Here is a 26,420-nt window from a genome sequence, read left to right on the forward strand (position 1 = left end):
CTGTCAGGCCAGGGTTTCCCGGGTGATCTCGGCGGTGGAGGCGACCCCGGACAGGCCCATGGTGAGGTCGAACTCCGCCAGGACGTTGCCCACCACGTCCGCCACGCCCGCGCTGCCGCCGATCGCGAGGCCGTAGATGTGCGGGCGCCCCAGGGTGACCGCGTCCGCGCCCAGGGCGAGGGCCTTGAACACGTCCGCCCCGGTGCGCACGCCGCTGTCGAGCAGCAGCGGGTACTCGGGGCCGACGGCCTCGCGCACGTCGACGAGGGCGTCCAGCGACGCCACCGACCCGTCCACCTGGCGCCCGCCGTGGTTGGACACCATGACCGCGTCGACGCCGAGGTCGACGGCGCGGCGGGCGTCGTCGGGGTGCAGGACCCCCTTGAGCACCACCGGCAACCGGGTGCGCTCGCGCAGGGTCGCGATGTGGTCCCAGGTCAGCGCGGGGTTGGAGTAGACGTCCAGGAACGCCTCCACCGCCGCGCGCGGCACCGGGGAGCGCAGGTTGTCCAGCAGGCCGCCGGGGTGCTCGCGGCTGATCGACAGCAGCGTGCGCACCGCCGCCGGGGTGATCCGCACGTCGCGGGCCGGGCCGCCCGCGCGGGCGCGGGCCAGCTCCAGGAAGCGCGGGTCGGAGGTGTACTGGGCGATGCCGATGCCCTGGGAGAACGGCAGGCTGCCCAGGTTGAGGTCCTGCGGGCGCCAGCCGAGCATCGTGGTGTCGAGGGTGACCACCACCGCGCCCGCGCCGATCGCGGCCGCGCGGGCGAGGAAGCTGTCGACCAGGTCCTCGTCGCGGCTCCAGTAGAGCTGGAACCAGCGGGCGGCGTCGCCCATCGCCGCCGCGGTGCGCTCCATGGGGCTGCTGCCCTGGCAGGAAAGGATGTAGGGCACCCCGGCCGCGGCGGCGCCGCGGCCGATGAGGACGTCGGCGTCGCGGGCGACCAGGCCCGCCGCGCCCACCGGGGCGAGCAGCAGCGGCGTGGGCAGGGTCCGGCCGAGCAGGGTCACCGACATGTCCCGCTCGGTGACGTCGCGCAGCATCCTCGGCACGATCCGGTGGCGCTCGAACGCGGCCCGGTTGGCCGACATCGTCGCGCCCTCCCCGGCGCCGCCCTCGACGTACGCCCACGCCTTGCGCGACATCCGGCGGTGGGCGGCGGCGCGCAGGGCGGCGGCATCGGTGGGCACCCGCGGGCGGGCGCCGGAGACCCCGGCCCGGTAGATCGCCTCTTGCCGCAACCGGCCCAGTCCGGACATGCGCACTCCTGTCGTGTCGGCCCGCCGTCGCACCCGGCGGGAGCGTAACCCCGGTCGGGCCCTCAGACCGCCGCCGCGGCGCCGCGGCCCGCGGCGCGCCCGGAGAACAGGCAGCCGCCGAGGAAGGTGCCCTCCAGCGACCGGTGGCCGTGCACCCCGCCGCCGCCGAAGCCCGCGACCTCGCCCGCGGCGAACAGCCCGGGGAGGGGGCCGTCGGCGCCCAGGACGCGGCCGTCGAGGTCGGTCTGGAGGCCGCCGAGGGTCTTGCGGGTGAGGATGGTGAGCCGCACCGCGATGAGCGGGCCCGCGGCCGGGTCGAGGATGCGGTGCGGGGCGGCCACCCTGGCCAGCTTGTCGCTGAGCGCGCGGCGGGCGTTGTGGATCGCCATCACCTGCAGGTCCTTGGTGTAGGGGTTGTCCACCTCCCGGTCGCGCGCCTCGATCTGCCTGCGCAGGTCGTCGAGGTCGATCAGCGGCTCGGCGGTGAGCTTGTTCATGCCCGCCACCAGTTCGGTGAGGGTGTCGGCGACGACGAAGTCCTCCCCGTTGCGCTTGAACGCCTCCACCGGGGCCGGGGCGCCGGGGCGCACCCGCGACAGCATGAGCTTGATGTCCTTGCCGGTCAGGTCGGGGTTCTGCTCGGAGCCGGAGAGCGCGAACTCCTTCTCGATGATCTTCTGGGTGAGCACCAGCCAGGAGTGGTCGTACCCGGAGCGGCCGATAGCGGCGAGGGTGGACAGCGTGTCGAAGCCGGGGAAGTCGGGCGCGCCGAAGCGCTTGCCCCGCGCGTCGAACCACAGCGACGAGGGGCCGGGCAGGATGCGGATGCCGTGCCGGGCCCAGATCGGGTCCCAGTTGCGGATGCCCTCGGTGTAGTGCCACATGCGGTCGCGGTTGACGACCCGGCCGCCCGCGTCCTCGGTGATCGCCAGCATGCGGCCGTCGACGTGCTCGGGCACCCCGGAGATGAGGGTGCGCGGCGCCGGGCCCAGCGCGGCGGGCCAGTTGCGCCGGACGGCGTCGTGGTCGGCGCCGATGCCCCCGGAGGTCACCAGGACGGCGCCCGCGGTCAGCTCGAAGGAGCCCGTCTCGACCCGGGAGCTGCGCTCGCCGCGGCGGGCCCCGCTGGGCTCCAGCACCGCGCCGCGCACGCCGGTGACCGCTCCCCCGGTCTTGACCAGGCCGTCGACCCGGTGGCGGAACCGCAGGTCGACCTTGCCCTCGGCGGCGGCGGCGCGCACCTGGGCGACGAACGGGGCGAGCAGGCCGGGACCGGTGCCCCAGGTGATGTGGAAGCGGGGCACGGAGTTGCCGTGGCCGTCGGCGAGCCCGCCGCCGCGCTCGGCCCAGCCGACCAGCGGCACCCAGCGCACCCCCAGGCCGTGCAGCCAGGCCCGCTTCTCCCCCGCGGCGAAGTCGACGTAGGCGCGCGCCCAGCGCAGGCCCCAGTGGTCCTGGCCCGCCGGGTCGTCGGGGTCGCGGTCGAAGCCCGCCGAGCCCAGCCAGTCCTGCCAGGCCAGCTCGCGGGAGTCGCGGATGCGCATGCGCCGCTGCTCGGGGGAGTCGACGAGGAACAGCCCGCCGAAGGACCAGTGCGCCTGGCCGCCGAGGCCGCTCTCGGGCTCCTGGTCGACGACCACGACCCGCTTGCCCGCCCGCACCAGCTCGGCGGTCGCCACCAGCCCGGCGAGCCCGGCCCCCACCACGATCACATCGGCGTCCATCCCCCCAGCCTGCCGGCCGGGGCGTGATCCGCCCGTTTCCCCGGGCGCGGCGCCCGGCCCGGAGGAGCTCACACCAGCACGAGCGCGCTGGTGCTGTCGATCGTCGTCAGCGCCACGTCATCTCCCGGGGCGGTGCGGGGGTCACCGGGTGAGGCGGTCCAGGAGTCCCAGCGCGGTGACGACGGTGGCGCGTTCGTCGGGGGTGAACCGGTCCTGCAGGGCGCGCGCCAGCCACTCCTCGCGCTCGGCGCGGCTGCCCAGGACGAACTCGTGCGCCGCGGCGCTGAGCCGCACCACCTGCCTGCGCCCGTCGTCGGGGTCCGGGGAGCGGGTCACCAGCCCCGCGGACTCCAGGCCCGCGAGCAGGGTCGCCATGGACTGCGGGCGGACCCGCTCGGCGGCGGCCAGCGCGCTGGCGCTGGAGGGGCCGTCCATGAGCCTGCTGAGCACCGAGGTCTGCGACGGGGTCAGCTCGTGGCCCGCCGCGACCTCCTTGAGCCTGCGGCGCAGCCTGCTGACCAGGGCGCGCAGCTCCCGGGCCGCCCGGACGGCCTCGGGGGATATCTCCTGTCCCACGCCGACCACCCTAGGGCCGTCAGCCTGGACTGTCCAGTCTTGGCTGTCGAGTTCTCCGGCGCGCGAACCCCGGGGTCCGGGTCCTGCGTGGAGCGCTCAGCCGATGCCGTAGGAGCCGCGGTGGAACACCAGCGGCGCCTTGGTGGGGTCGGCGGCCAGGTCGAGCACGTGGCCGACGGCGATGGTGTGGTCGCCGCCGTCATACTCGTTCCACAGCTCGCAGTCCAGCCAGGCGCAGGTGCCTTCGAGCAGCGGGGCGCCGCCAGGGCCGGGGCGCCAGGCGACGCCGGCGAACTTGTCGGTGCCGCTGCGCGCGAACGCCGCCGAGACGTCGCGCTGGTCCTCGGCCAGGACGTTGACGCCGAGCTTGCCGATGCCCCGGATGACCGGCCAGGTGGTCGAGGTGCGCGCCGGGGAGAAGCTCACCAGCGGCGGGTCCAGCGACAGCGAGGCGAAGGACTGGCAGGTGAAGCCGACCGGGCCCGCCGGGGTGGTGGCGGTGATCACCACGATCCCGGACGCGAAGTGCCCCAGCACCTCGCGCATGCGGATCGACGCCACCGGGACCGGTGCCTGCACCTGGAGCCTCCTCACGCTCGCGACCAGCGGGCCGCGCACCGTCCACAGTGCACCGGACAGCCGTCGGCCCGCCGTCCAGCATGCCCCCGGGCACGCGGTTTGTCCACGCTCCCGGATGGTGGGCGCCCGGTCCCACGTCAAGCTCTACCGCAGAGTGGGAAGGGGTCCGGACCTGCGCCGATCGGGGTTAGCGTCCGTCCGGTCCACACCCAGAACCCCCTCCCCAGGAGTGAGCGCCGTGCGCCAACGCAGCTCCCCCGCCCTGCTCGCAGCCACCGCTGCCGCCTCCGCACTGCTGCTGTCGGCGTGCGGCTCGGCGGGCACCGCGGCCACCGCCGACGCGGGTCCGCCGCGCCCCGGCGGCACCCTGCGGCTGGGCATCTCCTCCAACCCCGACTGCCTCGACCCGCAGCAGGTCGGCACCAACGCCGCGCTCAACGTCGGCAGGCAGGTCGTCGACTCGCTCACCGACCAGGACCCCACCAGCGGGGAGATCAAGCCCTGGCTGGCGGAGAAGTGGGAGGTGTCCCCGGACGCGAAGGCGTTCACCTTCCACCTGCGCCAGGGCGTCACCTTCTCCGACGGCAGCCCGCTGGACGCCGCCGCGGTCAAGGCCAGCTTCGACGGGATCAAGGCCCTCGGCGCCAAGGCGCTGCTCGGGGCCGGCTACCTGGCCGCCTACCAGGGCGCCGCGGTGGTCGACCCGCGCACGGTGACGATCACCTTCAGCGCCCCGAGCGCGCAGTTCCTCCAGGCCAGCTCCACCATGAGCCTGGGCGTGCTGGCCCCCTCGGCGTTCACCCGCTCGGCCGAGCAGCGCTGCCGGGGCGAGGGCCTGATCGGCTCCGGGCCGTTCACCGTGGCGAGCTTCACCCCGAACCGGGAGGTCGTGCTCGCCAAGCGGGCGGGCTACGCCTGGGGCTCGGGCCTGTGGGGCCACCAGGGCGAGGCCTACCTGGACAAGGTGTCGTTCCAGGTCGTGCCCGAGCCGGGCGTGCGCACCGGCAGCCTGGCCTCCGGGCAGCTCGACGCGATCACCGACGTCCAGCCGGTCGACGAGCCGCAGTTCACCAGCGGCGGGTTCACCGAGCCCACCCGGCCCAACCCCGGCATCGTGTTCAACCTGACCGCCAACACCACCCGCGGCGTGCTGACCGACGTCGCCGTGCGCCAGGCGGTGTCCAAGGGCATCGACCGCGCCGAGGTCACCTCCACGGTGCTGACCGCCAACTACAAGGCGGCCACCAGCGTGCTGGGCTCGGCCACGCCCTTCCACACCGACCTGTCCAAGGAGCTGGCCTACGACCCCGACGGCGCGCGCAAGGCGCTCGACGCCGCGGGCTGGGTGCCCGGCGCGGACGGCATCCGCGCCAAGGGCGGGCAGCGGTTGGCCGCGGGCGTGGTGTTCTCCCCGGTGTTCAACCAGAACCAGAGCGTGCTGGAGCTGATCCAGCAGCAGCTGCGCCGCATCGGCTTCGACCTCAGGATCGACCTGCGCACGACCGCGGAGTCGTTGCAGGTCCAGCAGTCCGGGCAGTACGACTTCCTCTGGTACAACACCACCCGCGCCGACCCGGACATCCTGCGCCAGCTGTTCTCCACCAAGGCGGGCAACCGCGCCAAGATCGCCCCGGGTGAGCTCGACACCGCGCTCGACGCCCAGGCCGCCACCGTCGACGCCGCCCAGCGCGGGCCCGCGGCGGAGCGGGCCCAGCGCCTCATCGTCGAGCAGGCGTACGCGATCCCGGTGTTCGAGCTGACCCAGGTGCTCGGCGTCGGGCCGAAGGCGCACGGCATCGAGTTCGAGGCGTCGTCGCGGCTGCGGCTGTTCGACGCCTGGGTGTCGCCGTGAGCCACGCCCTCCCGGCGGGGCGGGTGCTGCGCAGGCTCGGGCAGGCGGTGGTGGTGCTGTGGGCGGCGTTCACGCTGTCGTTCGCGGTGCTCTACCTGCTGCCCGGCGACGCGGTGCTCACCAAGCTCGGCGCGGGCGACGCGGGGGTCACCGCGTCGCCCGCGGAGCTGGCCGCCGTCCGCGCCGAGTACGGGTTGGACGACCCGGTGCTGGTGCAGTACGGCAAGCGCTTGCTGGCCGCGCTGCGCGGGGACTTCGGCACGTCGGTGACCACCGGCGACGACGCCACGCACATGGTGCTCGCCGCGCTGCCGCCGACCCTGGCGGTGACCGGGCTGGCGCTGGTGCTGGCGGTGCTGCTCGGCGGCGGCGTCGCGGTCGCGGGCACCTACACCCGGCGCCGGTGGCTGGCCGACCTGCTGCTCTCGCTGCCCCCGCTGGGCACGGCGCTGCCGACGTTCTGGGTGGGCCTGGTGCTGATCCAGGTGTTCTCCTTCCAGCTGCGGCTGCTGCCCGCGCTGGGCTCCGACGGGTTCGACGCGCTGCTGCTGCCCGCGGTGACCCTGGCCCTGCCCACCGGGGCGGTGGTGGCGCAGGTGCTGGCCAAGAGCCTGCGCACCCAACTGGCCGAACCGCACGTCGACGTGGTGCTGGCCAAGGGCGCCAGCCGGGCGCGAGTCCACTTCGGACACGCGCTGCGCGGCGCCGCGCTGCCCGCGCTGACCCTGGTCGGGGTGGTGGCGGGCAACCTGCTCGCCGGGTCGGTGGTCACCGAGGTGGTGTTCTCCCGCGACGGGGTCGGTCGGGTCACCGCGACCGCCGTCGCCGCGCAGGACACCCCGGTGGTGCAGGCCGTCGTGGTGCTGGCGGCGTTCTTCTTCGTGGTGGTGAACCTGGCCGTGGACCTGCTCTACCCGGTGCTGGACCCGCGGCTGGTCGAGCGGCGGGAGGTGGCCCGTGGTTGACGTGCGCGCGCGGTCGGTGGTGCGGCGCCCCGGGTTGGCGCTGTCGGTGGCCGTGCTGGTGCTGGTGCTCCTCGCCGCGGTGCTGCCGGGGCTGTTCACCGACCAGGACCCGCTGGCCGGGGTGCCCGCCGAGCGGCTGCGGGGCCCGTCGTGGGAGCACTGGTTCGGCACCGACGAGACCGGCCGCGACCTGTTCACCCGGGTCGTGCACGGCACCGGCCTGTCGCTGCGGGCGACCGCGCTGGCGGTGGCGGTGGCCCTGCTGGCCGGGTCCGCGCTCGGGCTGCTCGCCGGGTTCCGCGGCGGGTGGCTGGACTCGGTGCTGATGCGGGTGGTCGACGTGCTCCAGGCGATCCCGGCGATCCTGCTGTCGCTGGCCCTGGTCACCGCGCTGGGCTTCGGCACGACGAACGTGGCCGTCGCGGTCGGGGTGTCCAACCTCGCCGCGTTCGCCCGGCTGATGCGGGCCGAGGTGCTGCGGGTGAGGTCCGGGGTGTTCGTCGAGGCGGCGCGGGCGGGCGGCGTGCGGTGGGGCGGGGTGCTGGGCAGGCACGTGCTGCCGCACGCGCTCGGGCCGGTGCTGGTGCTGGCCGCGCTCACCTTCGGCACCGCGGTGCTGGAGGTCTCGGCGCTGAGCTTCCTGGGCTTCGGGGCCACCCCGCCGACGCCAGAGTGGGGCGCGCTGGTGGCGGGCGGGCGCAGCTTCCTGGCCTCGGCGTGGTGGCTGACCACCTTCCCCGGGCTGGTGGTGGCCGTGGTGGTGCTGGCGGCGAACCGGGTGGGCCGGGCGCTGGACGACGAGCGGAGGACGGCGTGAGCGAGCTGCTGCGGATCGAGGACCTGCACGTGTCCTACCACCGCGACCTCCCCGCGGTGCGCGGGGTCGACCTGGCCGTGCGGCCGGGGCAGGTGGTCGCCGTGGTGGGCGAGTCCGGCTCGGGCAAGTCCACCACCGCGCACGCGGCCATCGGGCTGCTGCCGCGCGGCGGGCGGGTCGACGCCGGGCGGATCACCTTCGCGGGCCGCGACATCACCCACCTCGGGGAGAAGCAGTGGCGGGGCGTGCGCGGCACCGGCATCGCGCTGGTCCCGCAGGACCCCACCGTGTCGCTCGACCCGCTCAAGCGGGTGGGCGAGCAGGTGGCCGAGGTGCTGCGCATCCACCGCCTCGCCCCGCGCGAGCGGCTGCGCGCGGCCACCGCCGAGCTGCTGGAGCGGGCCGGGGTGGACGAGCCGCTGCGGCGGGCCCGGCAGTACCCGCACGAGCTCTCCGGCGGCCTGCGCCAGCGGGTGCTCATCGCGGTGGCGCTGGCGGGCGCCCCCCGGCTGATCATCGCCGACGAGCCCACCAGCGCGCTGGACGTCACCGTGCAGCGCGGCATCCTCGACCACCTGCGCGGCCTGGCCGACGCGGGCACCGCGCTGCTGCTCATCACCCACGACCTCGGCATCGCCGCCGACCGGGCCGACCACGTCGTCGTGATGTCCGACGGGCGGGTCGTCGAGCAGGGGCCCACCCGCGGGGTGCTCGGCGCGCCCGCCCACGACTACACCCGGGCGCTGCTGGCGGCCGCGCCGAGCCTGTCCGGCGAGCCGCTGCGCCCGCGCCGGGCCCCCGGGCCGGAGGTGCTGCTGGAGGTCAGCGGGCTGGGCAAGTCCTTCGGCGGGCGGGCCGCGGTCACCGACGTGTCGTTCACCCTCACCCGCGGCCGCACGCTGGCGCTGGTCGGGGAGTCCGGCTCGGGCAAGACCACCACCGCGCGCATCGCCGTGGGCCTGGAGACCCCCGACACCGGCACGGTCACCTTCGACGGCACCGACGTCACCGCCGCCCCGGCCCGGCGGCTGCGCGAGCTGCGCAGGCGGTTCCAGCTCGTCTACCAGAACCCCTACGCCTCGCTCGACCCGAAGTTCACCATCGCGGAGGTCATCACCGAGCCGCTGCGCGCGTTCGGGGTGGGCGACCGGGCGGGCAGGCGGGCGCGGGCGGCGGAGCTGCTCGACGAGGTGGCGCTGCCGGCGACCGCGCTCGACCGCAAGCCCGCCGAGCTCTCCGGCGGGCAGCGCCAGCGGGTCGCCATCGCCAGGGCGCTGGCGCTGCGGCCGGACCTGGTGGTGCTCGACGAGCCGGTGTCGGCGCTGGACGTGTCCGTGCAGGCGCAGATCCTCGACCTGCTGGTGCGGTTGCAGGACGAGCACGGGCTGACCTACCTGTTCATCACCCACGACCTCGCCGTGGTGCGGCAGGTCGCCGACGAGGTCGCGGTGCTGCGGCGCGGGCGGCTGGTCGAGCACGGGCCCGCCGACGACGTGCTCACCGCCCCGACCGCGGACTACACCCGCGAGCTGCTGGCCGCCATCCCCGGCACGGCCGTCACCACGGCGCCGTGACCCCGGCGCCCCTGACCCCTACAACCCTCACCCCTACAACCCTCACCCCGACAGCCCTGGCACCAGAACCCTGACCGGCGCCCGGACCACCAGGCCCTGCCGCGGGCGAGCCGCTTTATTCCCGCCCGGCGCCCCCGTCCCAGTCCCTGGCTGACCGGGCGGGTGGTTCGCCGATCGGCGCACAATCGGGGGTGACCCCCGGAAGGAGATCCCGCCATGACCCGAGGACAAGGGCCACACCTCGCCGTCGCGCTGGACGGCGCGGGGTGGCACCCCGCCGCGTGGCGGGAGCCGGACGCCCGGCCCGCCGAGCTGTTCACCGCCCGGTACTGGACCGACCTGGTGCTGGAGGCGCAGGCCGCGCTGCTCGACTTCGTCACCATCGAGGACACCCTGGCCCTGCAGCAGGGCGGGTCCCCCGAGGCCACCGACCGGGTGCGCGGGCGGCTGGACGCGGTGCTCATCGCCGCCAGGGTCGCCCCGGTCACCTCCGGCATCGGCCTGGTGCCCACCATCGTCACCACGCACACCGAGCCGTTCCACATCTCCAAGGCGATCGCGACCCTGGACTACGTCAGCACCGGGCGCGCGGGCGTGCGGGTGCGGGTGGGCCGCCCGCACGAGTACCCCCACTTCGGCCGCCGCGACCCCGAGCAGGACCGCACGGACCTGTTCGCCGAGGCCGCCGACTACGTCGAGGTCGTGCGCAGGCTGTGGGACAGCTGGGAGGACGACGCGGAGATCCGCGACGTGGCCACCGGCCGGTTCGTCGACCGGGACAAGCTGCACTACATCGACTTCGAGGGCGAGCACTTCTCGGTCAAGGGCCCGTCGATCACCCCGCGCCCGCCGCAGGGGCAGCCGCTGGTGACGGCCCTGGCCCACCAGGAGGTCCCGTTCCGGTTCGCGGAGCAGGCCGCCGACCTCGCCTACGTCACCCCGACCGACCGCGGCGACGCCGAGCGGATCGTGCAGCGGCTCTCCGCCCTGCCGCACGTGTTCGCCGACCTGGTGGTGTTCCTCGACCAGGAGCCCGGTGCCGCCGCCGACCGGCTGGCCCGGCTGGACGAGGCGGTCGGCAAGCCCTACGCCTCCGACGCGCACGTGTTCACCGGCACCCCGGCCGAGCTGGCCGACCTGCTGCTGGACTGGCACGCCGCGGGCGTCACCGGGTTCCGGCTGCGGCCGGGCGCGGTCCCGCACGACCTGGTGGCCATCACCCGGGGCCTGGTGCCGGAGCTGCGCGGGCGCGGGGCGTTCCGCACCGCCTACTCCGCCCCCACCCTGCGCGGGCTGCTCGGCCTGCCCCGCCCCGCCAACCGCTACGCGACGGTCTGAGGAGGACCCGGTGAGCAAGCCGTTGAAGCAGATCCACCTGGCCGCCCACTTCCCCGGGGTGAACAACACGACCGTGTGGTCGGACCCGGAGGCGGGCAGCCACATCGACTTCAGCTCGTTCGTGCGGCTGGCCCAGACCGCCGAGCGGGCCAAGTTCGACCTGTTCTTCCTGGCCGAGGGCCTGCGGCTGCGCGAGCAGGGCGGGCAGATCTACGACCTCGACGTCGTCGGCCGCCCCGACACCTTCACCGTGCTCGCCGCGCTGGCCGCGGTCACCGAGCGGCTGGGGCTGGCGGGCACGATCAACTCCACGTTCAACGAGCCGTTCGAGGTGGCCCGCCAGTTCGCCTCGCTGGACCACCTGTCCGCGGGCCGGGCGGCGTGGAACGTGGTCACCTCCTGGGACGCCTTCACCGGGGAGAACTTCCGCCGCGGCGGCTTCCTGCCCAAGGAGCAGCGCTACGAGCGCGCGGAGACCTTCATGCGCACCACCTGGGAGCTGTTCGACTCCTGGAAGGGCGACGAGGTGGTGGCCGACAAGGAGTCCGGGGTCTTCCTGTCCGACCCGGGCGCGGGCACCTTCGCCCACCACGACCACCACTTCGACATCTCCGGCCGCTTCACCGTCCCGCGCAGCCCGCAGGGCCGCCCGGTGATCCTGCAGGCGGGCGACTCCGACGAGGGCCGCGAGTTCGCCGCCGCCACCGCCGACGCCATCTTCTCCCGGCACGGCACCCTGGAGGCGGGCCAGGCGTTCTACCGCGACGTCAAGGGCAGGCTGGCCAAGCACGGTCGCCAGGAGCACCAGCTCAAGATCCTGCCCGCGGCCACCTTCGTGCTCGCCGACACCGACGCCGAGGCCGTGGACAAGGCCGCCGAGGTGCGCAAGCAGCAGGTGAGCCCGGCGACGGCGATCAAGTTCCTGGAGCAGCTGTGGAACACCGACCTGTCCGCGCACGACCCGGACGGGCCGCTGCCCGCGTTCGACCCGGTGGTCAGCGATGACCTGATCTCCAAGGGCCGGGCCAGCGTCCGGATGTACCGCGACCCGGTGGCGACGGCGAACGAGTGGCGCGAGCTGGCCGCGGCCAAGGGGTTGAGCAGCCGCGAGGTCGTCATCGAGCAGACCGGGCGGCAGAACTTCATCGGGTCCGCGGCCACCGTGGCCGACCAGATCAACGCGCTGGTGCAGGCGGACGCCGCGGACGGGTTCATCCTGGTGCCGCACGTGACCCCCGGCGGGCTGGACCGCTTCGCCGACGAGGTCGTGCCGCTGTTGCAGGAGAAGGGCGTGTTCCGCACCGAGTACACCGGCAGCACGCTGCGGGAGCACTTGGCGCTGGATTGAGCCCGGGTCGTGGCCCGGGGTGAGGGGGCGGTGGCGGGGGCGGTGGCGTCGCGCCACCGCCCCCTCGCCGTCTTGCCGGGGCCGCGACCGACCGGCTTGGAGCCGGGCCACCCCGCGTCGTATCGTGCGGCCGAGGAGGTGGGTCGGGTGATCCGGGTCGACGGCAGGACGTTGCGGTGCGCGGACGTGGTGCGCGCGGCGGGGTCCGAGGGGCCACTGTGGATCGACGTCTCCACCGCGGCGGTGCGCGCCGCCGAGCAGGCCTGGAAGCTGGCCGGTGAGCTGTCCACCCGGCGGGTGATCTACGGGCGCACCACCGGGGTCGGGGCGAACAAGGACGACGCGGTCGACGACTCCGCCGAGCACGGCTCGCGGATCCTGCGCAGCCACGCGGGCGGCGCCGGGGAGCTGATGCCCGCCGGTCAGGTGCGCGGGATGCTGCTCATCCGGCTCAACCAGCTCCTCGCCGCGCGGTCGGGGGTGGCGCCGGACCTCATCTCGGCGCTGGCGCAGGCGGTGGGCACCGGGTCGCTGCCGGTGGTGCACTCGGTGGGGGCCATCGGCACCGGCGACCTCACCGCCCTGGCGGAGACGGCGCTGGCGCTGACCGGGGAGCGGCCGTGGCAGCGCGGCGGGGTGCCGCCGGTGGCGATCCAGGCCGGGGACGCGCTGGGGTTCCTCAGCAGCAACGCGGCCACGCTGGCGGAGGCGACGCTGGCGGCGATGGAGTTCGACACGCTGTGCCGGGCGGCGAACGCGGTGGCGGCGCTGAGCTACGTGGCCCTCGACGGCAACCCGGAGGCCTACGCGGCACCGGTGCACGAGGCGCGCCCGCACGCCGGGCAGGTCGCGTGCGCGGCGCAGGTGCGGCGGCTGCTGGGGCTGCACTCGGCGCCCAAGCCGGGGCGGCGGATCCAGGACCCGTTCGGGCTGCGGGCGTTCCCGCAGGTGCAGGGGCCCGCGGTGGACGCGGTGCACTACCTGCGCGACGTGCTGGCCATCGAGATCAACGCGGGCACGGAGAACCCGCTGATCTCCACCGTCCACTCCGACGCCTACCACCACGCCCACTTCCACACCGCCTACGTCTCCACCGCGCTCGACCAGGCCAGGGCGACGCTGCACCAGTCGGCCGAGCTGTCGGTGGCGCGCCTGGGCGACCTGCTGGAACCGGACTTCACCGGCCTGCGCGCGTTCCTGGCGGCGGGCCCGCCGGGCAGCAGCGGGCTGATGATCCTGGAGTACGTGGCCCACGACGCGCTGGCCGGGCTGCGGGCGGCGGCGCTGCCCTCGACCCTGGGGTCGGCGGTGATCTCGCGGGGCATGGAGGACCACGCCAGCTTCTCCACCCAGTCGGCGCGGGCGGCGACCGCGGCCGCGGCGGGCTACCGGCAGGTGCTCGCCTGCGAGCTGCTGGCCGCCGTGCGCGCGCTGCGGCTGCGGCAGGCGGACCTGGTGGACCTGCCCGTGCGCGCGGCGTTCGAGCTGGCGGACGAGGCGCTGGACCCCGGCCTCGACGACCGGCCGCTCACCGCCGACATCGCCAGGGCCGCCGCCCTGCTGGACGCGCTCGCGGCGGTGTAGCCGCGACCCGGGTGCCGGGCAGCCTGGGTGCACGGCACCCTGGTTGGCCGTGGCGGTCCGCAGAACACTCGGTGGCGACGGGAACCGAGGAGGAGGACCCCATGTCCGGCAAGGTAGTCCTGATCACCGGCGCGAGCAGCGGCATCGGCGCGGCCACCGCCGAGCGGCTCGTGGCCGACGGCCACCGGGTGCACGCCGCCGCCCGCCGGGTGCAGCGGATCCCGGCGGGCACCGCCCACCGGCTCGACGTGCGCGACCGCGAGGCGTTCGCCGCGGTGGTCGAGGAGGTGGTCTCCCAGGAGGGGCGCATCGACGTGCTCGTCAACAACGCGGGCGTGATGCCGCTGTCGCGCCTGGAGGCGGGCCTGGTCGACGAGTGGGAGCGGATGGTCGACGTCAACGTCAAGGGCGTGCTGTGGGGCATCGCGGCCGTGCTGCCGCGGATGCGCGCCCAGGGCGGCGGCCACATCGTCAACGTCGCCTCGATCGGGGCGCACCAGGTCGTGCCCACGGGGGCGGTGTACTGCGCCACGAAGTACGCGGTGCGGGCCCTGTCCGACGGCTTGCGCCAAGAGGTCGACGACGTGCGGGTGACGACGATCTCGCCGGGGGTGGTGGAGTCGGAGCTGGCGGACAGCATCACCGACCCGGAGGCGAAGGCGGGCATGGGGACCTACCGCGCGACGGCGCTGCCCGCGTCCGCCATCGCGGCCGCGATCTCCTACGCGGTGGGCCAGCCCGAGGAGGTGGACGTCAACGAGATCGTCGTGCGCCCCACCGCTTCGGCGCACTGACGGCGGGGGCGTGCTCCTCGCCGGGTATCGGCGCACACTGCGGAAGCCAGGCGTCCGGGCCACCCCGCGGCGGGGTGGCCCGGACGGGATCAGTGCTGGGTGTGGTTGCGGCGGATCTGGTCGTAGGAGGCGGGCTTGGCCGCGGCGCGCAGGGTGGTGGTGCCGTTCGGGCCGACCGCGGGCTTGCCCTTGGTGTAGAGCCAGGTTTGGAACAGCCCGTCCAACTGCTTGCCGGAAACCTTCTCCGCCAAGGCGATGAACTGCGCGATGCGCCCGGTGCTCCCCGCCCGCTGCTTCTGCCACTGCTGGAGGGTCGCGAAGAACGCGTCGTCCCCGACGGCCTTGCGCAGCGCGTGCAGGGTCAGGGCGCCGCGGTCGTAGACGGCGCCGTCGAACTGGTTGTCCGCGCCGGGGTCGGCGGGCAGCACCTGCCAGAACGGGTCGTCGGCGGGGATGGAGTCATAGGTGTACTGGGCCAGCTCGTCCGCGGTGCCCTCACCGATGTGCTCCGACCACAGGTACTCGGCGTAGCTGGCGAAGCCCTCGTTGAGCCAGATGTCGCTCCAGCGGCCCAGCGACACGTTGTCGCCGAACCACTGGTGGGCGTTCTCGTGCGCGATCAGCGTGGTGTTGGCGCCCGCGGCGAAGTTCACCGCGCCGTAGACCGGGCGGGTCTGGTTCTCCAGGGAGAAGCGGATGCCGGTGGTGACGACCCCGCCCTGGGCCTCGAACGGGTACGGGCCGAACTTGGTGGCCAGGAACGCGTTGATCTCCGGGGTGCGCTCGACGCTGGCCTTGGCCGCGCCCAGCGAGTCACCGAGGTCCGCGCCGTAGGCGGTGATGAACGGCTTGCCGTCGGGGGTGGTCGAGCGCAGCAGCTCGAACCTGCCCACCTCCAGGGAGGTCAGGTACGTCGCCTGCGGCTTGGTGCTGCGCCACGACCAGCGCGTCCAGCCGGGCCGGTTCTTGGTGGTGCGCACCAGGGTCCCGTTCGACAGCGCGGCCACGTCGTCGGGCACCTCGACCGACACGTCGTAGGTGGCCTTGTCGGTGGGGTGGTCGTTGCCCGGGAACCACCACGCCGAGGACTGCGGCTCGTCGACGGCCAGGGCGCCGTCGGGGGTCTTCTTCCACGCGGTGAGGCCGTCGATGACCGCCGTGGACGGGGTGTCGGCGTAGCGCACGACGATGGTGGTCTGCGCGCCCTTGGCCAGCGGCTTCGCCGGGGTGACCACGAGTTCGCCGTGCCCGCCCCGGTTCGGGGTGAACGCGGCGGGGGCGTTGTCGACGAGCACCTGCGAGGGGCGCAGGCCGAAGTCGAGGTCGAACCGCGACAGGTCCTGGGTCGCCGTCGCGGTGATCGTCGTGGTGCCCGAGAGCAGGTCGGTCGCGGGCTGGTAGCTCAGCCGGATGTCGTAGTGCGCCACGTCGTAGCCGCCGTTGCCCGCGTACGGGTAGTACGGGTCCCCGACTCCCGACGCGCCCGGCGCCGGTGCCGCCTGGGCCACCGAGCCGGTCGTCACCAGCGCCGCGACCGCCGCCGCCACCGCTGCCGTTCTCCCGCTCACCCGCATCTGGTTCCCCTCCCGTGGTTCGTCGACGACGGCGAACGTATCCGGAAAAGTCCCACCGGCGTACTGGCGAAAGTGGGTTCTCACGGACCGGGAACCGGACAGGGAAAGGGAAAACGCCCGGGGGGTGCGCAACTCCCCGGGCGTCCTCGGCGGCTGGGCTCAGCCCGCGTGGTCGTAGATGCGCACCTGCGGGCCCGCGGCCCGGAAGCCGTACGCCCACAGGTCGTCCACCTCGGCGACCTCGGCGGAGTTGGGGTAGGCGTTGGTGCACGAGGTGCCGGGGCCGCCACCGGACATCAGCTCCGAGCACGGGCCGGAGTAGTGGTCGGGCAGGCCGAGCGCGTGGCCGGTCTCGTGCGCGGTGATGCGCACGGTGTTGTACTGCTCGGCCTGGGTGTAGTCGATGAAGATGGTCCCGCTGCCGTGCCCGTCGGTCTGGGCGTAGGAGCCGGAGGGGTCGTTGCCCTCGGTGTAGGTCAGGGTGGCCCGCGAGGAGTCCTCCACCAGCTGCACGTTGGACACCGAGCTGTTCCAGTTCTGCGCGCCCTGGCGGATCTGCGAGGCGAACGAGGGCGCCCCGGAGGCGTCGTAGTACACGGTGGTGACGGCCTCGGCGGCGGGCGGGGCGACGGGGGCGGCGGCGGCCTGGCCCGCGCCGAGCGGGGCCAGGACGAGGGCGAGGCCGACGGCACCGGAGACGAGCGACTTCCTGGACATGGTGGGACTCCTTGCCAAGGGGGAGGAACCGGCCCACCCAACGTAAGGAGCCCGCCGCGGCGCTCGTAACCGACTTTCGTACTGTCCGACAGCTGGTAAATTCCCAACCATCGCTCGCCCTTGACCGGCCTCGCCCGACCCCGCTCAGCCCGGCTGCTCGTCGAGGTACCGCTGGTAGGCGGCGGCGTCGAGCAGCGCGTCCACGTCACGCGCCGCGGTGGGCCGGACCTGGGCGATCCAGGCGTCGTAGGGGTCCTCGTTGATCAGCTCCGGCATGCCCTCCAACTCCGGGTTGACGGCCACCACCGTGCCCGCGAACGGCATGAACAGGTCGCTGACGGACTTCACCGACTCGACGTTGCCCAGGGCCTCCTCGGCGTCGAGCGCCTTGCCGACAGTGGGCACGTCGACGAACACGATGTCGCCCAGGTTCCGCTGGGCGTAGTCGGTGACGCCGACGAGGGCGAGGCCGTCCTCGACCCGCACCCACTCGTGCTCCTTGGTGTACTTCAGGTCCTCCGGCACGCGCGCCACGGCGCTCCCTCCAGTGAGCTGGTCCGAACACCGTCGATCCTGCGGCACCCCCCGGTGCCCGCGCGATGGGCTTCACCCGAAGGTGCACGCCGCCCGATCGGCGGATTTCCCTGGTGGCACAGCGTGTCCGGGGCTGCGCCAACGGGGTGAAGGCGGCGCGGCGGGCGAGCGCCGCCGGCTAGCCTGGGGCCATGGCTGCCACCGCCGCGGGCTGGGTGAGCGCGTTCGCGCTGGTCGTCGTGGGACCGCTGCTGCTGCACGCCTACGACCACTCCCGGGCGCGGGCGCTGGGGTTGCGCGTCGCCCTGGGCGACGAGTGGAGCCCGTTCTCGGCCGGGCTGCTCACCGGCGGGCCCCGGCGCGCGGTCGACGCGGTGATCACCGGGTTGGTGGAGCGCGGAGTCCTCGCCGCTCGCGCGGGGGTGCTCACCCGCGTCACCGCCGGGCGTTCGCTGTGGGGGCTCGAACGCGCGGTGGTGGAGTCGGTGGGGCGCGGCGCGCGGTTGTCGGACCTGCGGCTGTCCGCGGTGCTGGCGGACAAGCGGCCGTTCCTCGTCGTCTACGGCACGTTCCAGGAGCGCGGGCTGGTGGTGGCGGGCGGGTGGCGCCGCTTCGCGGGCACCGCGGTGTGGTCGGTGCTGCTGTGCGGCGGCGCCGTGGCGCTGCTGGTCGTCCTGTCCGGTGTGGACACCATCGGCGGAGTCGGCCCGGCGGCGGGGTTGTTGGCGTTGCTGGTCGTCCCGGTGGTGCTGCTCGCGCTGCGGCCGGGCAGGTTGGGCGACGACCCGCGCACCGCCCTGGGGCACGCGGTGTCGCGCAACCTCGTCGAGCGCGCCACCACCTCGCTGGCCGACACCGTCGGCGTCGGCGGCCTGGCCGCCCTCCCGGACGCGGACCTGGTCCTGGCGATCCTCGACGTCGAGCCCGACGGCACCTGGGGCCCGTCGACCCGCGGCACCGCCAACGACCTCACCGAGCTGAACTGGCTGGGCACCGAGCTGATCCACAGCCGCACCTGACCCGCGAGCGCCTGCCCCGCGAGCACCTGCCCCGAAACGGGTCCGGCCCCGGTGCTGGGTGCACCGGGGCCGGACCGCGTCACGCTGGGCCGTGCGCTACTTCAGGGTCACCTCGACGGGGACCACCAGGTCGGGCGCGCCCGGGGTGGTCATGCGGATCGAGAGGGTCTCCTGCCCCTTCGGGGTCGCCTTCGTCTGCCAGGGGTGGACGAAGGAGTTGGTGAGCACGTCGAACTTCGGCGTCACCGGGCCGAAGGGCTGCACGCCGGTGCCCGAGACCTTGACCCGGCCGGTGGCCAGGTACAGGGCCGAGGCCAGCACCGAGGCGGGCTTGCCCGCCGCGTCGAGCAGCTGGAACCGCACCGGCACCACCTGGCCCGCGGTGACCGAGGCGCCCGGGGAGAGCACCTTGACCGCGTACCGCACCACCTGGGTCAGGCTCGCGCTGCTGGGCACCGACCCCTGGTAGGCCGCGACCACCTGGTGCGCGCCGAGGGTCAGCGTCACCGGTGCCGACTGCGCCGAGCCACCGCTGAGCGGCACGGGGGCGCCCAGCGGCTTGCCGTCCACGGTGAACTGCACCGACCCGGTGGTCGCGCCGGTCACCGCGGCGGTGAAGCGGACGGGGCCGCCGATGACCGACGGGTTCGCCGAGGAGGTCAGCTGCACCGACGTGGTGGCCTGGGCCACGACGATGGTGTAGCCGCGGCTGGTGCTCGACACCGCGTTCGACGCCGTCACCGTGAAGGCGAACGACCCCGCGGTGGTCGGGGTGCCGGTGACCACGCCCCCGGTCGTCATCGACAGGCCCGGGGGCAGGCTGCCCGCCGAGACGGTCAGCGCCACCGGCTCGCCGCCGGTGTGCGCGACGGTGGCGCTGTAGGCCACGCCCGTGGTGCCGCCCGGCAGGGTGCCGGACAGGCCGACGGGGTCGATGCCGGTGTAGGACGCCGTGCCCGTGCCGCCCACCAGGTTCGCGTCACCGCTGTAGGTGGCGGTCACCTGGTGCGCGCCCTGGGCGCCCACCACGGTCAGCGCGGCCGTGCCGCCGGTGCCGACCGTCGCGGTGCCCAGGGTCGTCGCGCCCTCGGTGAAGGTCACCGAGCCGGTCGGGGTGACCGGGCCGGTGACCGTGGCGGTCAGGGTGACCCCGCCGCCGGTGGCCACCTGGCCGGGGGACGCGACGACCGAGACCGCCGAGGAGCCCTTGTCCACGTGCACCGACGTGGCGTACTCGGTGCTGCCGAACTGGTTGGTGGCCACGACGGTGAAGGGGAAGTCCCCCGCCGCCGTCGGGACGCCCACCAGCACACCGGAGGAGTTGAGCTGCACGCCCGGGGGCAGGGTGCCCACGGCGGTCAGCTGCGCGGGGCGGCTGGTGGTGAAGGCGAAGCTGTACGCCGCGCCCACCGTCCCCGCGCTCGGCGTGCCCGACACGGTCGCGGGCGCGCCCAGGTCCAGCCCGACCAGGACCGGGTCGTGGTCGCTGGTGCGGAACCGGTCGGCCGCGTAGAGCGACTGCACCTGGCCGGGGGTCTTGAAGTTGGTGTTGTAGTCGAGCACCGAGGGCTCGTCGGCGTTGTGGTGCGCCTCGCCCGCCCCGGTCACCTGCGACACCAGCGACGCCGAGGCGAGGGTGTGGTCGAGGTAGCCCCACTGGCCGTCGAACACGTAGGAGTAGGTGTCGTTGCCCTGGTACTTCTTGGCCAGGTTGGTGTACCCGGCCGACTCCAGCGCGGCGATGGGGTCCTCACCGGCGTAGGAGTTCAGGTCGCCGACGATCAGCACGTCCGGGTCACCGGCGCCGGGGACGACGGTGGCGCCGATCCAGGAGGCGAGCTCCTGGGCCTGCTGGGTGCGCCGGGCGTTCCAGCAGCTCTGCCCGTCGCCTTGGTCGGTGTCCGGGCCCGAGGTCGGGCAGGAGCCCTTGGACTTGAAGTGGTTGGCCACCACGGTGAACCGCGCGCCCTGCGGCGTGGTGAACGCCTGGGCGACCGGGCGCCGCTCGAACACCGCGTTGCGGTCGACGAACGTGCCGCCCGCCACCGGGGTCACCCTGGCGGGCCGGTACAGCACGCCCGCCTTGATCGCGTCGGTGCCCGCCACGTCGACCACGCCGGTGGCGGCGTCGACGTCGATGAACGCCCAGGCCCCCGGGCCGTCGACGGCGTTGAGGGCGTTCACCAGGGCCTGGATGGCGCTGGCGCTGCCGTAGCCGTCGTTCTCGATCTCCATGATGCCGGTGACGTCGGCGTCGAGGAACCGCAGCGACGCGACCTCCTTGGCCAGCTGGCGCTGGTACTCGGTGTCGTTCTCCGCGCCGCGGCAGTCGGTGGTGGCGCCCTGGGTGCCGAGCTTGCAGCCGGTGTAGGTGTTGAAGAAGTTCAGCAGGTTCGCCCCCGCCACCTTCACCCCGCCGGTGCCCACGTCGGGGATCGACGTCGGGCGCTGGTTCACCGGGTCGAACACCGCCGAGCCGCCCAGCGCGCCGATCGGGCGCAGCCGGTAGGCGTTGGGGGAGGCCGCGTTGCCGCCCCAGGTGTAGGTCAGCACGCCGGTGGCGCCGGTGACGGTGTCGCCGCCGCGCAGGGTGTTGGCCGCCGACAGCGGCTGCCCGCCCCGGCCGAAGACGATCGGGTCGGGGTTCTGCGCCTGGTCGGCGTCGTCGATGACGAGCTTGCTGAGGTTGTTGGCGCTCTGCTTGGCCGCCACCGCGGCCTGGTCGGTGGCGCGGATGACCGAGGTGGGCTGCATGAGCTTGCCCCCGGCGGAGACCACGACCTGCCCGAACCGGCCGAGCTGGAAGTGCTCGGTGACGGTCAGGGTCTGGGCGAAGCGGACCAGCATGCCCTCGTAGCGCTCCAGGGTGGTGGCGTCGGCGACCGGCAGGGCCACCTCCACCGGGGTGACCGCGCCCTGGGTGCCGCAGCCGGCCACGCCCGAGGCGGACGCGGTGATCTGGGTCTGGCCCTGGTACTCGCTGACCGGGCCGGTGACCTCGACGACCTGGCCGTTGGCGACGAGGTTGGCGCCGTTGTCGAAGACGAACACGCCGTCGGAGGTGGCGGCGTCGCCGTCCCCGGCGTCCTGCAGGTAGAAGCCGCGCAGCGCGGGCTGCGCGCCCTCGTAGTCGGCCACGACGGTGCCGCGCACGGTCACGGTCTGCCCCGACTTCGGGCTGGTGTCCGTGGTGCCCTGCACCGAGCCGATGCTGCTCACCGCGCCGGAGCACGCGGGCGGGGCGCCCACGGTCACCGGTGCGCTGATGCTCTTGCGCTGGGCCGTCGGCAGCTCCTTGGCGATGGTGCCGTCGCCGTAGAAGACGGTGTCGCCGGAGTCGGCCAGCACCTGCACCGACGAGGCGTCGGTCAGCTGGTCGGGCAGCGCCACGATGGCCTCGGGCTTGCCGGTGGCGGCGATGGCGTCCAGGGAGCCCGCGCGCACCACGGGGGCGTGCGCGGCGTCGCCGTCCCAGCTGTAGAGCTTGAACTCGCCCGCGGCACCGGTGCCCGCGTCGGACGGGCCCGCGATGACCAGGTACTGGTTCGCGGCGTTCTTGCGGATCTCCCGCACGCCCCGGCCGCCGAGGTCCCAGCGCAGCGCGGTGCCGAAGGTGGCGGTGACGCCGGTGGTGGGGTTGGCCGCCACGAGCGCCGCCGGGTTGGTCAGCGGCACGACGACGGCCTTGCCGTCGGCGGTCAGCGGGCCGCGCAGGGCCAGCAGCAGGCTGCCGTCCGGGGCGAACTCCGCGCCCTCCAGGTTGAACCCGGTGGGGGTGCCCGCGGTGCCGTCGCCCTCGGGGGCGCGGGCCGCGGCGGCGGCCAGGCCCAGGGCGGCGCCGTTGGCGTCGTCCCAGGCGATGAGGTCGTCGCGCAGGTTCTGGTAGCTGCCGCCCAGCGCCAGGGTCGCGGTGGTGCCGCTGCCGGTGACGGTGGTGGTGAACAGCTCCTGGCGGTTCAGGCGGGTCTTGGCCGAGGAGTTCTGGCCCTGCGAGCCCAGCCAGTAGACCGTGGCGCCCTGGCGGGCGGCGGCCTCGATGTCGATCTCGCGGGTGAGGTCGGTGTCGCGCAGCGCCAGGCCCGCGGCGCGCAGGTCGAGCTGCTGCGCCGGGTAGCGGGAGTGGTCGCGGTCGTAGACGCGCAGCACGTTGGTCTCGTCGTCGGCGACGACCATCGCGCCGCCGCCGAGGTCGACGGCGGTGGAGGCGTCGCTGGCGCCGTAGTGGTTGTGCGTGCCCGCGGGCAGCGCCGCCGACACCGAGACGGTGATGTCCGTGCTGGCGGTCGCGCTGCCGTCGGACACCGTGATGGTCAGCGTGGCGCGGCCGACGCCGACGGCGGTGGGCACGACGGTGCGGGTGGCGCCCTCACCGGTGGTGGTGCCGGTGGCCACGGCCGGGTTCGAGCTGGTGACCGTGGTGGTCAGGCCTGCGTCGGAGGTCTGGTCGTCGTGCACCTGCACCGTGCGGGCGGCGGGCGGGTTGTCCGGGTCGCCCGCGGTCAGGGCGATCTCGGGCACCGGGACCGGGCCGATGGTGGGCGGGGTGTTCGGCGCCGCGGAGACGGTGACGGCCGCGGTGCGGCTGTCGGCGCTGCCCGCGGAGTTGGTCACGCGCACCCAGTAGGAGGTGCTCGCGGTCAGCGCCGGGCTGGTGAAGGAGGCGCTGTCGGCACCGGCGACCGGGGTGGCGGTGTCGCCCGCGGTGCCCTGGTACCACTGGTAGGTCAGCGGCGCGGTGCCGGTGGCGGTGACCGACAGGGTGGCGGTGCCGCCCGAGGCGATGGTCACGTCCTGCGGCTGCCCGGTGATCTCCGGGGCGACCACCGGCGGGGTGCTCGCCGCGGGGGCGAACGCCACACCGCGCAGGGCGGTGTTGGTGGCGCCGGTGACCAGGTTGGTGCCGGTCGCGGCGATCGGGGCGTTGAACGCGGCGGTGTCGTCGACCTTGACCAGCGTGCCCGCGCCCGCGGTGGTGACCGCGAACAGGGTCACGCCGGTCGGGGTCACCTGGCCGGTCAGCCCGCGCGCGGCGCTGCCGTTGGGGCGGAAGGAGCCCCGCGCCGTCCACGACGTGCCGTCGGAGGAGAACTTCAGCACGCCGCCGGAGGCCGAGGTGTCGTCGGCGACGTAGAGGGTGTCCACACCGGGCACGGTCGCGTCGCGGTCGAGCGCGACGACCCCGTACGGGCTCGCGCTCGGGGCGACCAGCACCGGGGTCTGGCCGGAGGTGGTGGCCTGCGGCACCGAGTAGACACCGGTCGTGCCCGAGCCGGTGGAGAAGAACAGCTGGCCCCCCGCGGCGGTGACCGCGCGGATGTTGGTGGGCGTCGCGGCGAGCTGGGTGGAGGCGCCGCCGCCCGCGGGGACGTACCGCAGGCCGCTGGTGCCGCCCACGGCCCAGTACCCGGAGCCGTCGGCCGAGGTGGCGCCGCGGACGTTGTTGCCGCTGAACGCGTCGGTGACCGCGGTGGAGGTGTCCAGGGCGCCGTCACCGCCCACCTTGGCCAGCACGCGGTTGACCGCCGCGCTGGTGGAGGTCGCGACCGACGCGGTGCCCGCGGCGGCGTCGTAGCCCGCCAGGGTGAGGTAGCGCCCGTCCTGCGACAGCGACAGCGACCCCTCGGAGGTCGCGCTGCCGCTGACCAGCAGCCTGCGGTTGGCGCCGCTGCCCTCGGTCGGCAGCGGGACGGACCGCACGAGGGTGCCCGCGGCGGTGTACTCGTCGAGGAACGCGGCGGTGGCGGCGTTGCTCAGCGCGGCCCCGCCGGTGCCGACGCGCAGCACGACCACGTCACCGGGGGTGAACGGGTCGGCGGCCGCGGGGGAGGCGGCCAGCGCGGTGGTCGTGGGCAGGACCGCGGCGGCGACCACCGCGGCCACCAGCGGCCTCGGCGGTCCGGACCGGCGGGCCCGGGTTCGGTGCAGTCGCAAGGGGGCTCCAAGCGCAGGGTTGCTGGTGCCACCCGGACGGGTGTCACCGCATGGTGCGATCGCACCCCCTCCGGGGCGCGTTACCGCCCCGGGCCCACTTACACCCGGTTGTCACCAGGAGTTTCGCTCATCCTTGCTGTCCGGGGTGGGGCGGTTGCTGCGGGTGGTGGGACGGCTGCTGCGGGTACCCGTGCGGACCGGTCGGCGGGCCGGGGTTCCAGGGCGCCTGCGGCGGCTGCGCGGCACCGGTGCCCGGGGCCGCGGCGGAGCGGGGCGCGAACGCGGCGGCGGCCACCATCCAGCCCACCCCGGCGATCGCGGTGATCTGGGCGAAGGTCGAGGCCACCGGGAAGTCGTCGAGGTTCGGCGAGTCCTCGGCCGCCACCACCGCGCGCAGGTTGGCCGTGGAGGTCGACGGCGCCGGGGCGTCGCCGCCGATGTTGAGGGTGCCGAACACCAACCAGGCCATCGAGGCCAGGAAGCAGAACGCCCCGAGCAGGAAGCAGGTGATGCGCATGGCGGCCACCCTGGCACACCACGCCCCGGCTCACGGGGAGAACGCCACCACCGCCACCAGCAGCGCCAGGACGACCAGGGCGGTCACCGGCCAGAGCCAGGCCCGCGCCCGCGGCGGGGCGGGCGCGGCGGCGGGCGGGGTCTCGGGCGGCTCCTCGACCGGCGCCGCGGGCGGGTCGACCGGCGGCGGCGCGGGGCGCGCGGGCCGGACCGGGTCGGTGGCCTGGCGCGGCAGCGGGACCTCGACGAACCCCTCCCGGTCGGAGAAGGGCGCCAGCCGGTAGGCGACCTCGGCGGCCGTGGGCCGCGCGCCGGGGTCCTTGCCCAGGCAGGACGCCACCACCGACCACACCGGGTCGGGGAGGCCGCCCGGCCGCGCCGGGGCCCGGTGCAGGTGGGCGTGGAACAGCTCCGAGGTCGTGCCGGTGAACGGCGGCGCACCGGTGAACGCCTCGTAGGCCAGCACGCCCAGGGAGTACACGTCGGCGGGCGGCCCGGCGGGCGCGCCCGCGATGACCTCCGGGGCCACGTGCGATGGCGTGCACACCAGCTCGGCCGCCGGGGCGACCCGGCGGGCGATGCCCAGGTCGGCCAGCAGCGGCGCGCCCGCCCGGGTGAGCAGGACGTTCTCCGGCTTGACGTCGCGGTGCACCACCCCGGCGCCGTGCACCGCGGCCAGCGCCCCCGCGAGCTGGGCCAGCAGCGTGGCCGCCGCGCGCAGCGGCAGCGGCCGCCCGCGCAGCAATCGCCGCAGCGTGCCGCCGTCGACGCGGTCCATGACGACGCCGAGCTGCCCCGGTTCGCCCGGGACGTCGTGGAACCGCACCAGGTTCGGGTGCTCCACGCCGATGAGGACACCCGCGTCGCGGCGCAGCCGCTCGGTGGCGGCCGCGCCGAGGTCGGGCCGGAACAGCTTCACCGCGACCCGCGCCCCGTCGCCGCGCTTGCCCGCCAGGACCACCCCGGTGGTGCCGCGGCCGATCACCTCGCCGAGCCGGTAGCCGCCGCCGAAGGCGCGCGGGGCGTCCACACCGGACAACCCGGCCACCACCGCGGTGGTGAGCGCGCGGACGCTGGGCGGCCGGTCGGCGGGGTCGGCGGCGAGCCCGGCGCGCAGCGCCGCCACCGCCGTGCGCGGGATGTCCGCGCGCGGGAACACCGCGGTCGGCGGGCCGCCGGTGAGCAGCCACCACAGCCGCGACGCGCACGCGTGGACCTGGGCGGCCTCGCCCCACGGGCCGCCCTCCGGCGGGGCGTGCGCCTCGTCGCCGGGCAGGGCGGGCAGCGGGGTGCCCAGCGCCAGGTCGTCCACCCGGGACCCGAACAGCGGCGGCACCGGGCACCGCACCCCGCGCTCGACCAGCAGCGACACCCCGGCGCCCAGCGCGTTCGCGGCGGCAGCGGCCACCTCGCGGGTCACCGGCCCGTCCGCCCCCAGCGGCGCGCCCCGGCGGGGCACGGCGAAGCAGACGCGGCCGTCGACGACCTCGGCGCCCAGCAGCGGCGCCACCACGCGGCCGTCGACGCCGGTCAGCCCCGCGGCGATGGAGTTGGCGCTGCGCAGCAGCGCGCCCGCCTCGACCTCGGCGGTGACCACGACGGCGGTGACGGGCTCGCCCGCGAGGGCGCCCGCGACCTCGACGACCGGGCCACCCCGCCCGACCGCGCCCACGCGCAAGTTGCCCATCGCACCCCCCACCGACCGCGGCTGAGCGTAC

19 protein-coding genes are annotated in these 26,420 nt (G+C 75.0%); 9 read left to right on the top strand and 10 right to left on the bottom strand.

The annotated features are described in order from the left end of the window. Positions 1–3: 3 nt before the first annotated feature. From BJP25_RS19335 to BJP25_RS19350, 4 genes are all read right to left on the bottom strand, one after another. On the bottom strand, positions 4–1,260 hold the full coding sequence (locus BJP25_RS19335) for an alpha-hydroxy-acid oxidizing protein (RefSeq protein WP_075976376.1): 1,257 nt from the start codon (positions 1,258–1,260) through the stop codon (positions 4–6). A gap of 62 nt (positions 1,261–1,322) precedes the next feature. Then, positions 1,323–2,984 (bottom strand): FAD-binding dehydrogenase, encoded by a 1,662-nt coding sequence (locus tag BJP25_RS19340; protein WP_075976377.1) that lies wholly within the window; start codon positions 2,982–2,984, stop codon positions 1,323–1,325. A 141-nt stretch (positions 2,985–3,125) separates the two neighbouring features. Further along, the gene (locus BJP25_RS19345; RefSeq protein ID WP_075976443.1) at positions 3,126–3,560 is read right to left on the bottom strand and encodes a MarR family winged helix-turn-helix transcriptional regulator; all 435 of its coding nucleotides are present in this window, start codon (positions 3,558–3,560) and stop codon (positions 3,126–3,128) included. A gap of 96 nt (positions 3,561–3,656) precedes the next feature. Then, positions 3,657–4,139, bottom strand: coding sequence for a flavin reductase family protein (locus tag BJP25_RS19350; RefSeq protein WP_233158157.1), 483 nt, complete (start codon positions 4,137–4,139; stop codon positions 3,657–3,659). A 238-nt stretch (positions 4,140–4,377) separates the two neighbouring features. Here BJP25_RS19350 and BJP25_RS19355 point away from each other — a divergent pair, with 238 nt between their 5' ends. From BJP25_RS19355 to BJP25_RS19390, 8 genes are all read left to right on the top strand, one after another. Next, on the top strand, positions 4,378–5,991 hold the full coding sequence (locus BJP25_RS19355; protein WP_233158158.1) for an ABC transporter substrate-binding protein: 1,614 nt from the start codon (positions 4,378–4,380) through the stop codon (positions 5,989–5,991). Continuing rightward, positions 5,988–6,956, top strand: a complete 969-nt coding sequence (locus BJP25_RS19360; RefSeq protein ID WP_233158159.1) for an ABC transporter permease — start codon at positions 5,988–5,990, stop codon at positions 6,954–6,956. The genes BJP25_RS19355 and BJP25_RS19360 overlap by 4 nt, the downstream gene beginning before the upstream one ends. Further along, positions 6,949–7,773, top strand: coding sequence for an ABC transporter permease (locus BJP25_RS19365; protein ID WP_075976378.1), 825 nt, complete (start codon positions 6,949–6,951; stop codon positions 7,771–7,773). Before BJP25_RS19360 ends, BJP25_RS19365 begins: the two co-directional genes overlap by 8 nt. Further along, positions 7,770–9,347 carry a dipeptide ABC transporter ATP-binding protein gene (locus BJP25_RS19370; protein WP_075976379.1) on the top strand — a complete coding sequence of 526 codons (1,578 nt, stop codon included), beginning with the start codon at positions 7,770–7,772 and terminating at the stop codon, positions 9,345–9,347. The genes BJP25_RS19365 and BJP25_RS19370 overlap by 4 nt, the downstream gene beginning before the upstream one ends. 216 nt (positions 9,348–9,563) lie before the next feature. After that, entirely contained in the window at positions 9,564–10,685 is a 1,122-nt protein-coding gene (locus tag BJP25_RS19375) for an LLM class flavin-dependent oxidoreductase (protein WP_075976380.1), read from the top strand. 10 nt (positions 10,686–10,695) lie between these two features. Continuing rightward, entirely contained in the window at positions 10,696–12,033 is a 1,338-nt protein-coding gene (locus tag BJP25_RS19380; RefSeq protein ID WP_075976381.1) for an NtaA/DmoA family FMN-dependent monooxygenase, read from the top strand. A gap of 147 nt (positions 12,034–12,180) precedes the next feature. Then, positions 12,181–13,617 (top strand): aromatic amino acid ammonia-lyase, encoded by a 1,437-nt coding sequence (locus tag BJP25_RS19385; RefSeq protein ID WP_075976382.1) that lies wholly within the window; start codon positions 12,181–12,183, stop codon positions 13,615–13,617. A gap of 101 nt (positions 13,618–13,718) precedes the next feature. After that, a complete protein-coding gene (locus tag BJP25_RS19390) occupies positions 13,719–14,411 on the top strand; it encodes an SDR family oxidoreductase (RefSeq protein WP_075976383.1) in 693 nt (230 codons plus the stop codon). An 89-nt stretch (positions 14,412–14,500) separates the two neighbouring features. Here the strand turns inward: BJP25_RS19390 and BJP25_RS19395 are convergent, their stop codons facing one another. From BJP25_RS19395 to gcvH, 3 genes are all read right to left on the bottom strand, one after another. Next, positions 14,501–15,985, bottom strand: coding sequence for a M1 family metallopeptidase (locus tag BJP25_RS19395; protein ID WP_075976384.1), 1,485 nt, complete (start codon positions 15,983–15,985; stop codon positions 14,501–14,503). 159 nt (positions 15,986–16,144) lie between these two features. Beyond that, positions 16,145–16,702 (bottom strand): snapalysin family zinc-dependent metalloprotease, encoded by a 558-nt coding sequence (locus BJP25_RS19400; RefSeq protein WP_075976385.1) that lies wholly within the window; start codon positions 16,700–16,702, stop codon positions 16,145–16,147. Between the two features lie 144 nt (positions 16,703–16,846). Then, positions 16,847–17,236 (bottom strand): glycine cleavage system protein GcvH, encoded by a 390-nt coding sequence (gene gcvH / locus BJP25_RS19405; RefSeq protein ID WP_075976386.1) that lies wholly within the window; start codon positions 17,234–17,236, stop codon positions 16,847–16,849. Positions 17,237–17,427: 191 nt separating this feature from the next. On the opposite strand from gcvH, the gene BJP25_RS19410 reads away from it, so the two are divergent. Further along, positions 17,428–18,255, top strand: a complete 828-nt coding sequence (locus tag BJP25_RS19410; RefSeq protein WP_075976387.1) for a TIGR04222 domain-containing membrane protein — start codon at positions 17,428–17,430, stop codon at positions 18,253–18,255. A 96-nt stretch (positions 18,256–18,351) separates the two neighbouring features. Here BJP25_RS19410 and BJP25_RS19415 read toward each other — a convergent pair whose 3' ends face one another. The 3 genes from BJP25_RS19415 to BJP25_RS19425 all read right to left on the bottom strand — a co-directional run bounded on the left by BJP25_RS19415 (position 18,352) and on the right by BJP25_RS19425 (position 26,389). Next, the gene (locus BJP25_RS19415) at positions 18,352–24,186 is read right to left on the bottom strand and encodes an ExeM/NucH family extracellular endonuclease (RefSeq protein WP_233158160.1); all 5,835 of its coding nucleotides are present in this window, start codon (positions 24,184–24,186) and stop codon (positions 18,352–18,354) included. Between the two features lie 127 nt (positions 24,187–24,313). Further along, positions 24,314–24,703, bottom strand: a complete 390-nt coding sequence (locus BJP25_RS19420) for a hypothetical protein (RefSeq protein ID WP_143219193.1) — start codon at positions 24,701–24,703, stop codon at positions 24,314–24,316. Positions 24,704–24,733: 30 nt separating this feature from the next. Then, positions 24,734–26,389 carry a serine/threonine-protein kinase gene (locus tag BJP25_RS19425; protein ID WP_075976389.1) on the bottom strand — a complete coding sequence of 552 codons (1,656 nt, stop codon included), beginning with the start codon at positions 26,387–26,389 and terminating at the stop codon, positions 24,734–24,736. Positions 26,390–26,420 lie beyond the last annotated feature (31 nt).

Origin of the sequence: Actinokineospora bangkokensis, from assembly GCF_001940455.1 — a bacterium.
Classification (GTDB): Bacteria; Actinomycetota; Actinomycetes; order Mycobacteriales; family Pseudonocardiaceae; genus Actinokineospora; species Actinokineospora bangkokensis.

Bases quoted from the DNA above. Each gene is read 5' to 3' on its own strand.
- BJP25_RS19335 (WP_075976376.1), bottom strand. From the start codon at position 1,260: ATGTCCGGACTGGGCCGGTTGCGGCAAGAGGCGATCTACCGGGCCGGG.
- BJP25_RS19340 (WP_075976377.1), bottom strand. From the start codon at position 2,984: ATGGACGCCGATGTGATCGTGGTGGGGGCCGGGCTCGCCGGGCTGGTG.
- BJP25_RS19375 (WP_075976380.1), top strand. From the start codon at position 9,564: ATGACCCGAGGACAAGGGCCACACCTCGCCGTCGCGCTGGACGGCGCG.
- BJP25_RS19390 (WP_075976383.1), top strand. From the start codon at position 13,719: ATGTCCGGCAAGGTAGTCCTGATCACCGGCGCGAGCAGCGGCATCGGC.
- BJP25_RS19395 (WP_075976384.1), bottom strand. From the start codon at position 15,985: ATGCGGGTGAGCGGGAGAACGGCAGCGGTGGCGGCGGCGGTCGCGGCG.
- BJP25_RS19400 (WP_075976385.1), bottom strand. From the start codon at position 16,702: ATGTCCAGGAAGTCGCTCGTCTCCGGTGCCGTCGGCCTCGCCCTCGTC.
- BJP25_RS19410 (WP_075976387.1), top strand. From the start codon at position 17,428: ATGGCTGCCACCGCCGCGGGCTGGGTGAGCGCGTTCGCGCTGGTCGTC.
- BJP25_RS19420 (WP_143219193.1), bottom strand. From the start codon at position 24,703: ATGCGCATCACCTGCTTCCTGCTCGGGGCGTTCTGCTTCCTGGCCTCG.
- BJP25_RS19425 (WP_075976389.1), bottom strand. From the start codon at position 26,389: ATGGGCAACTTGCGCGTGGGCGCGGTCGGGCGGGGTGGCCCGGTCGTC.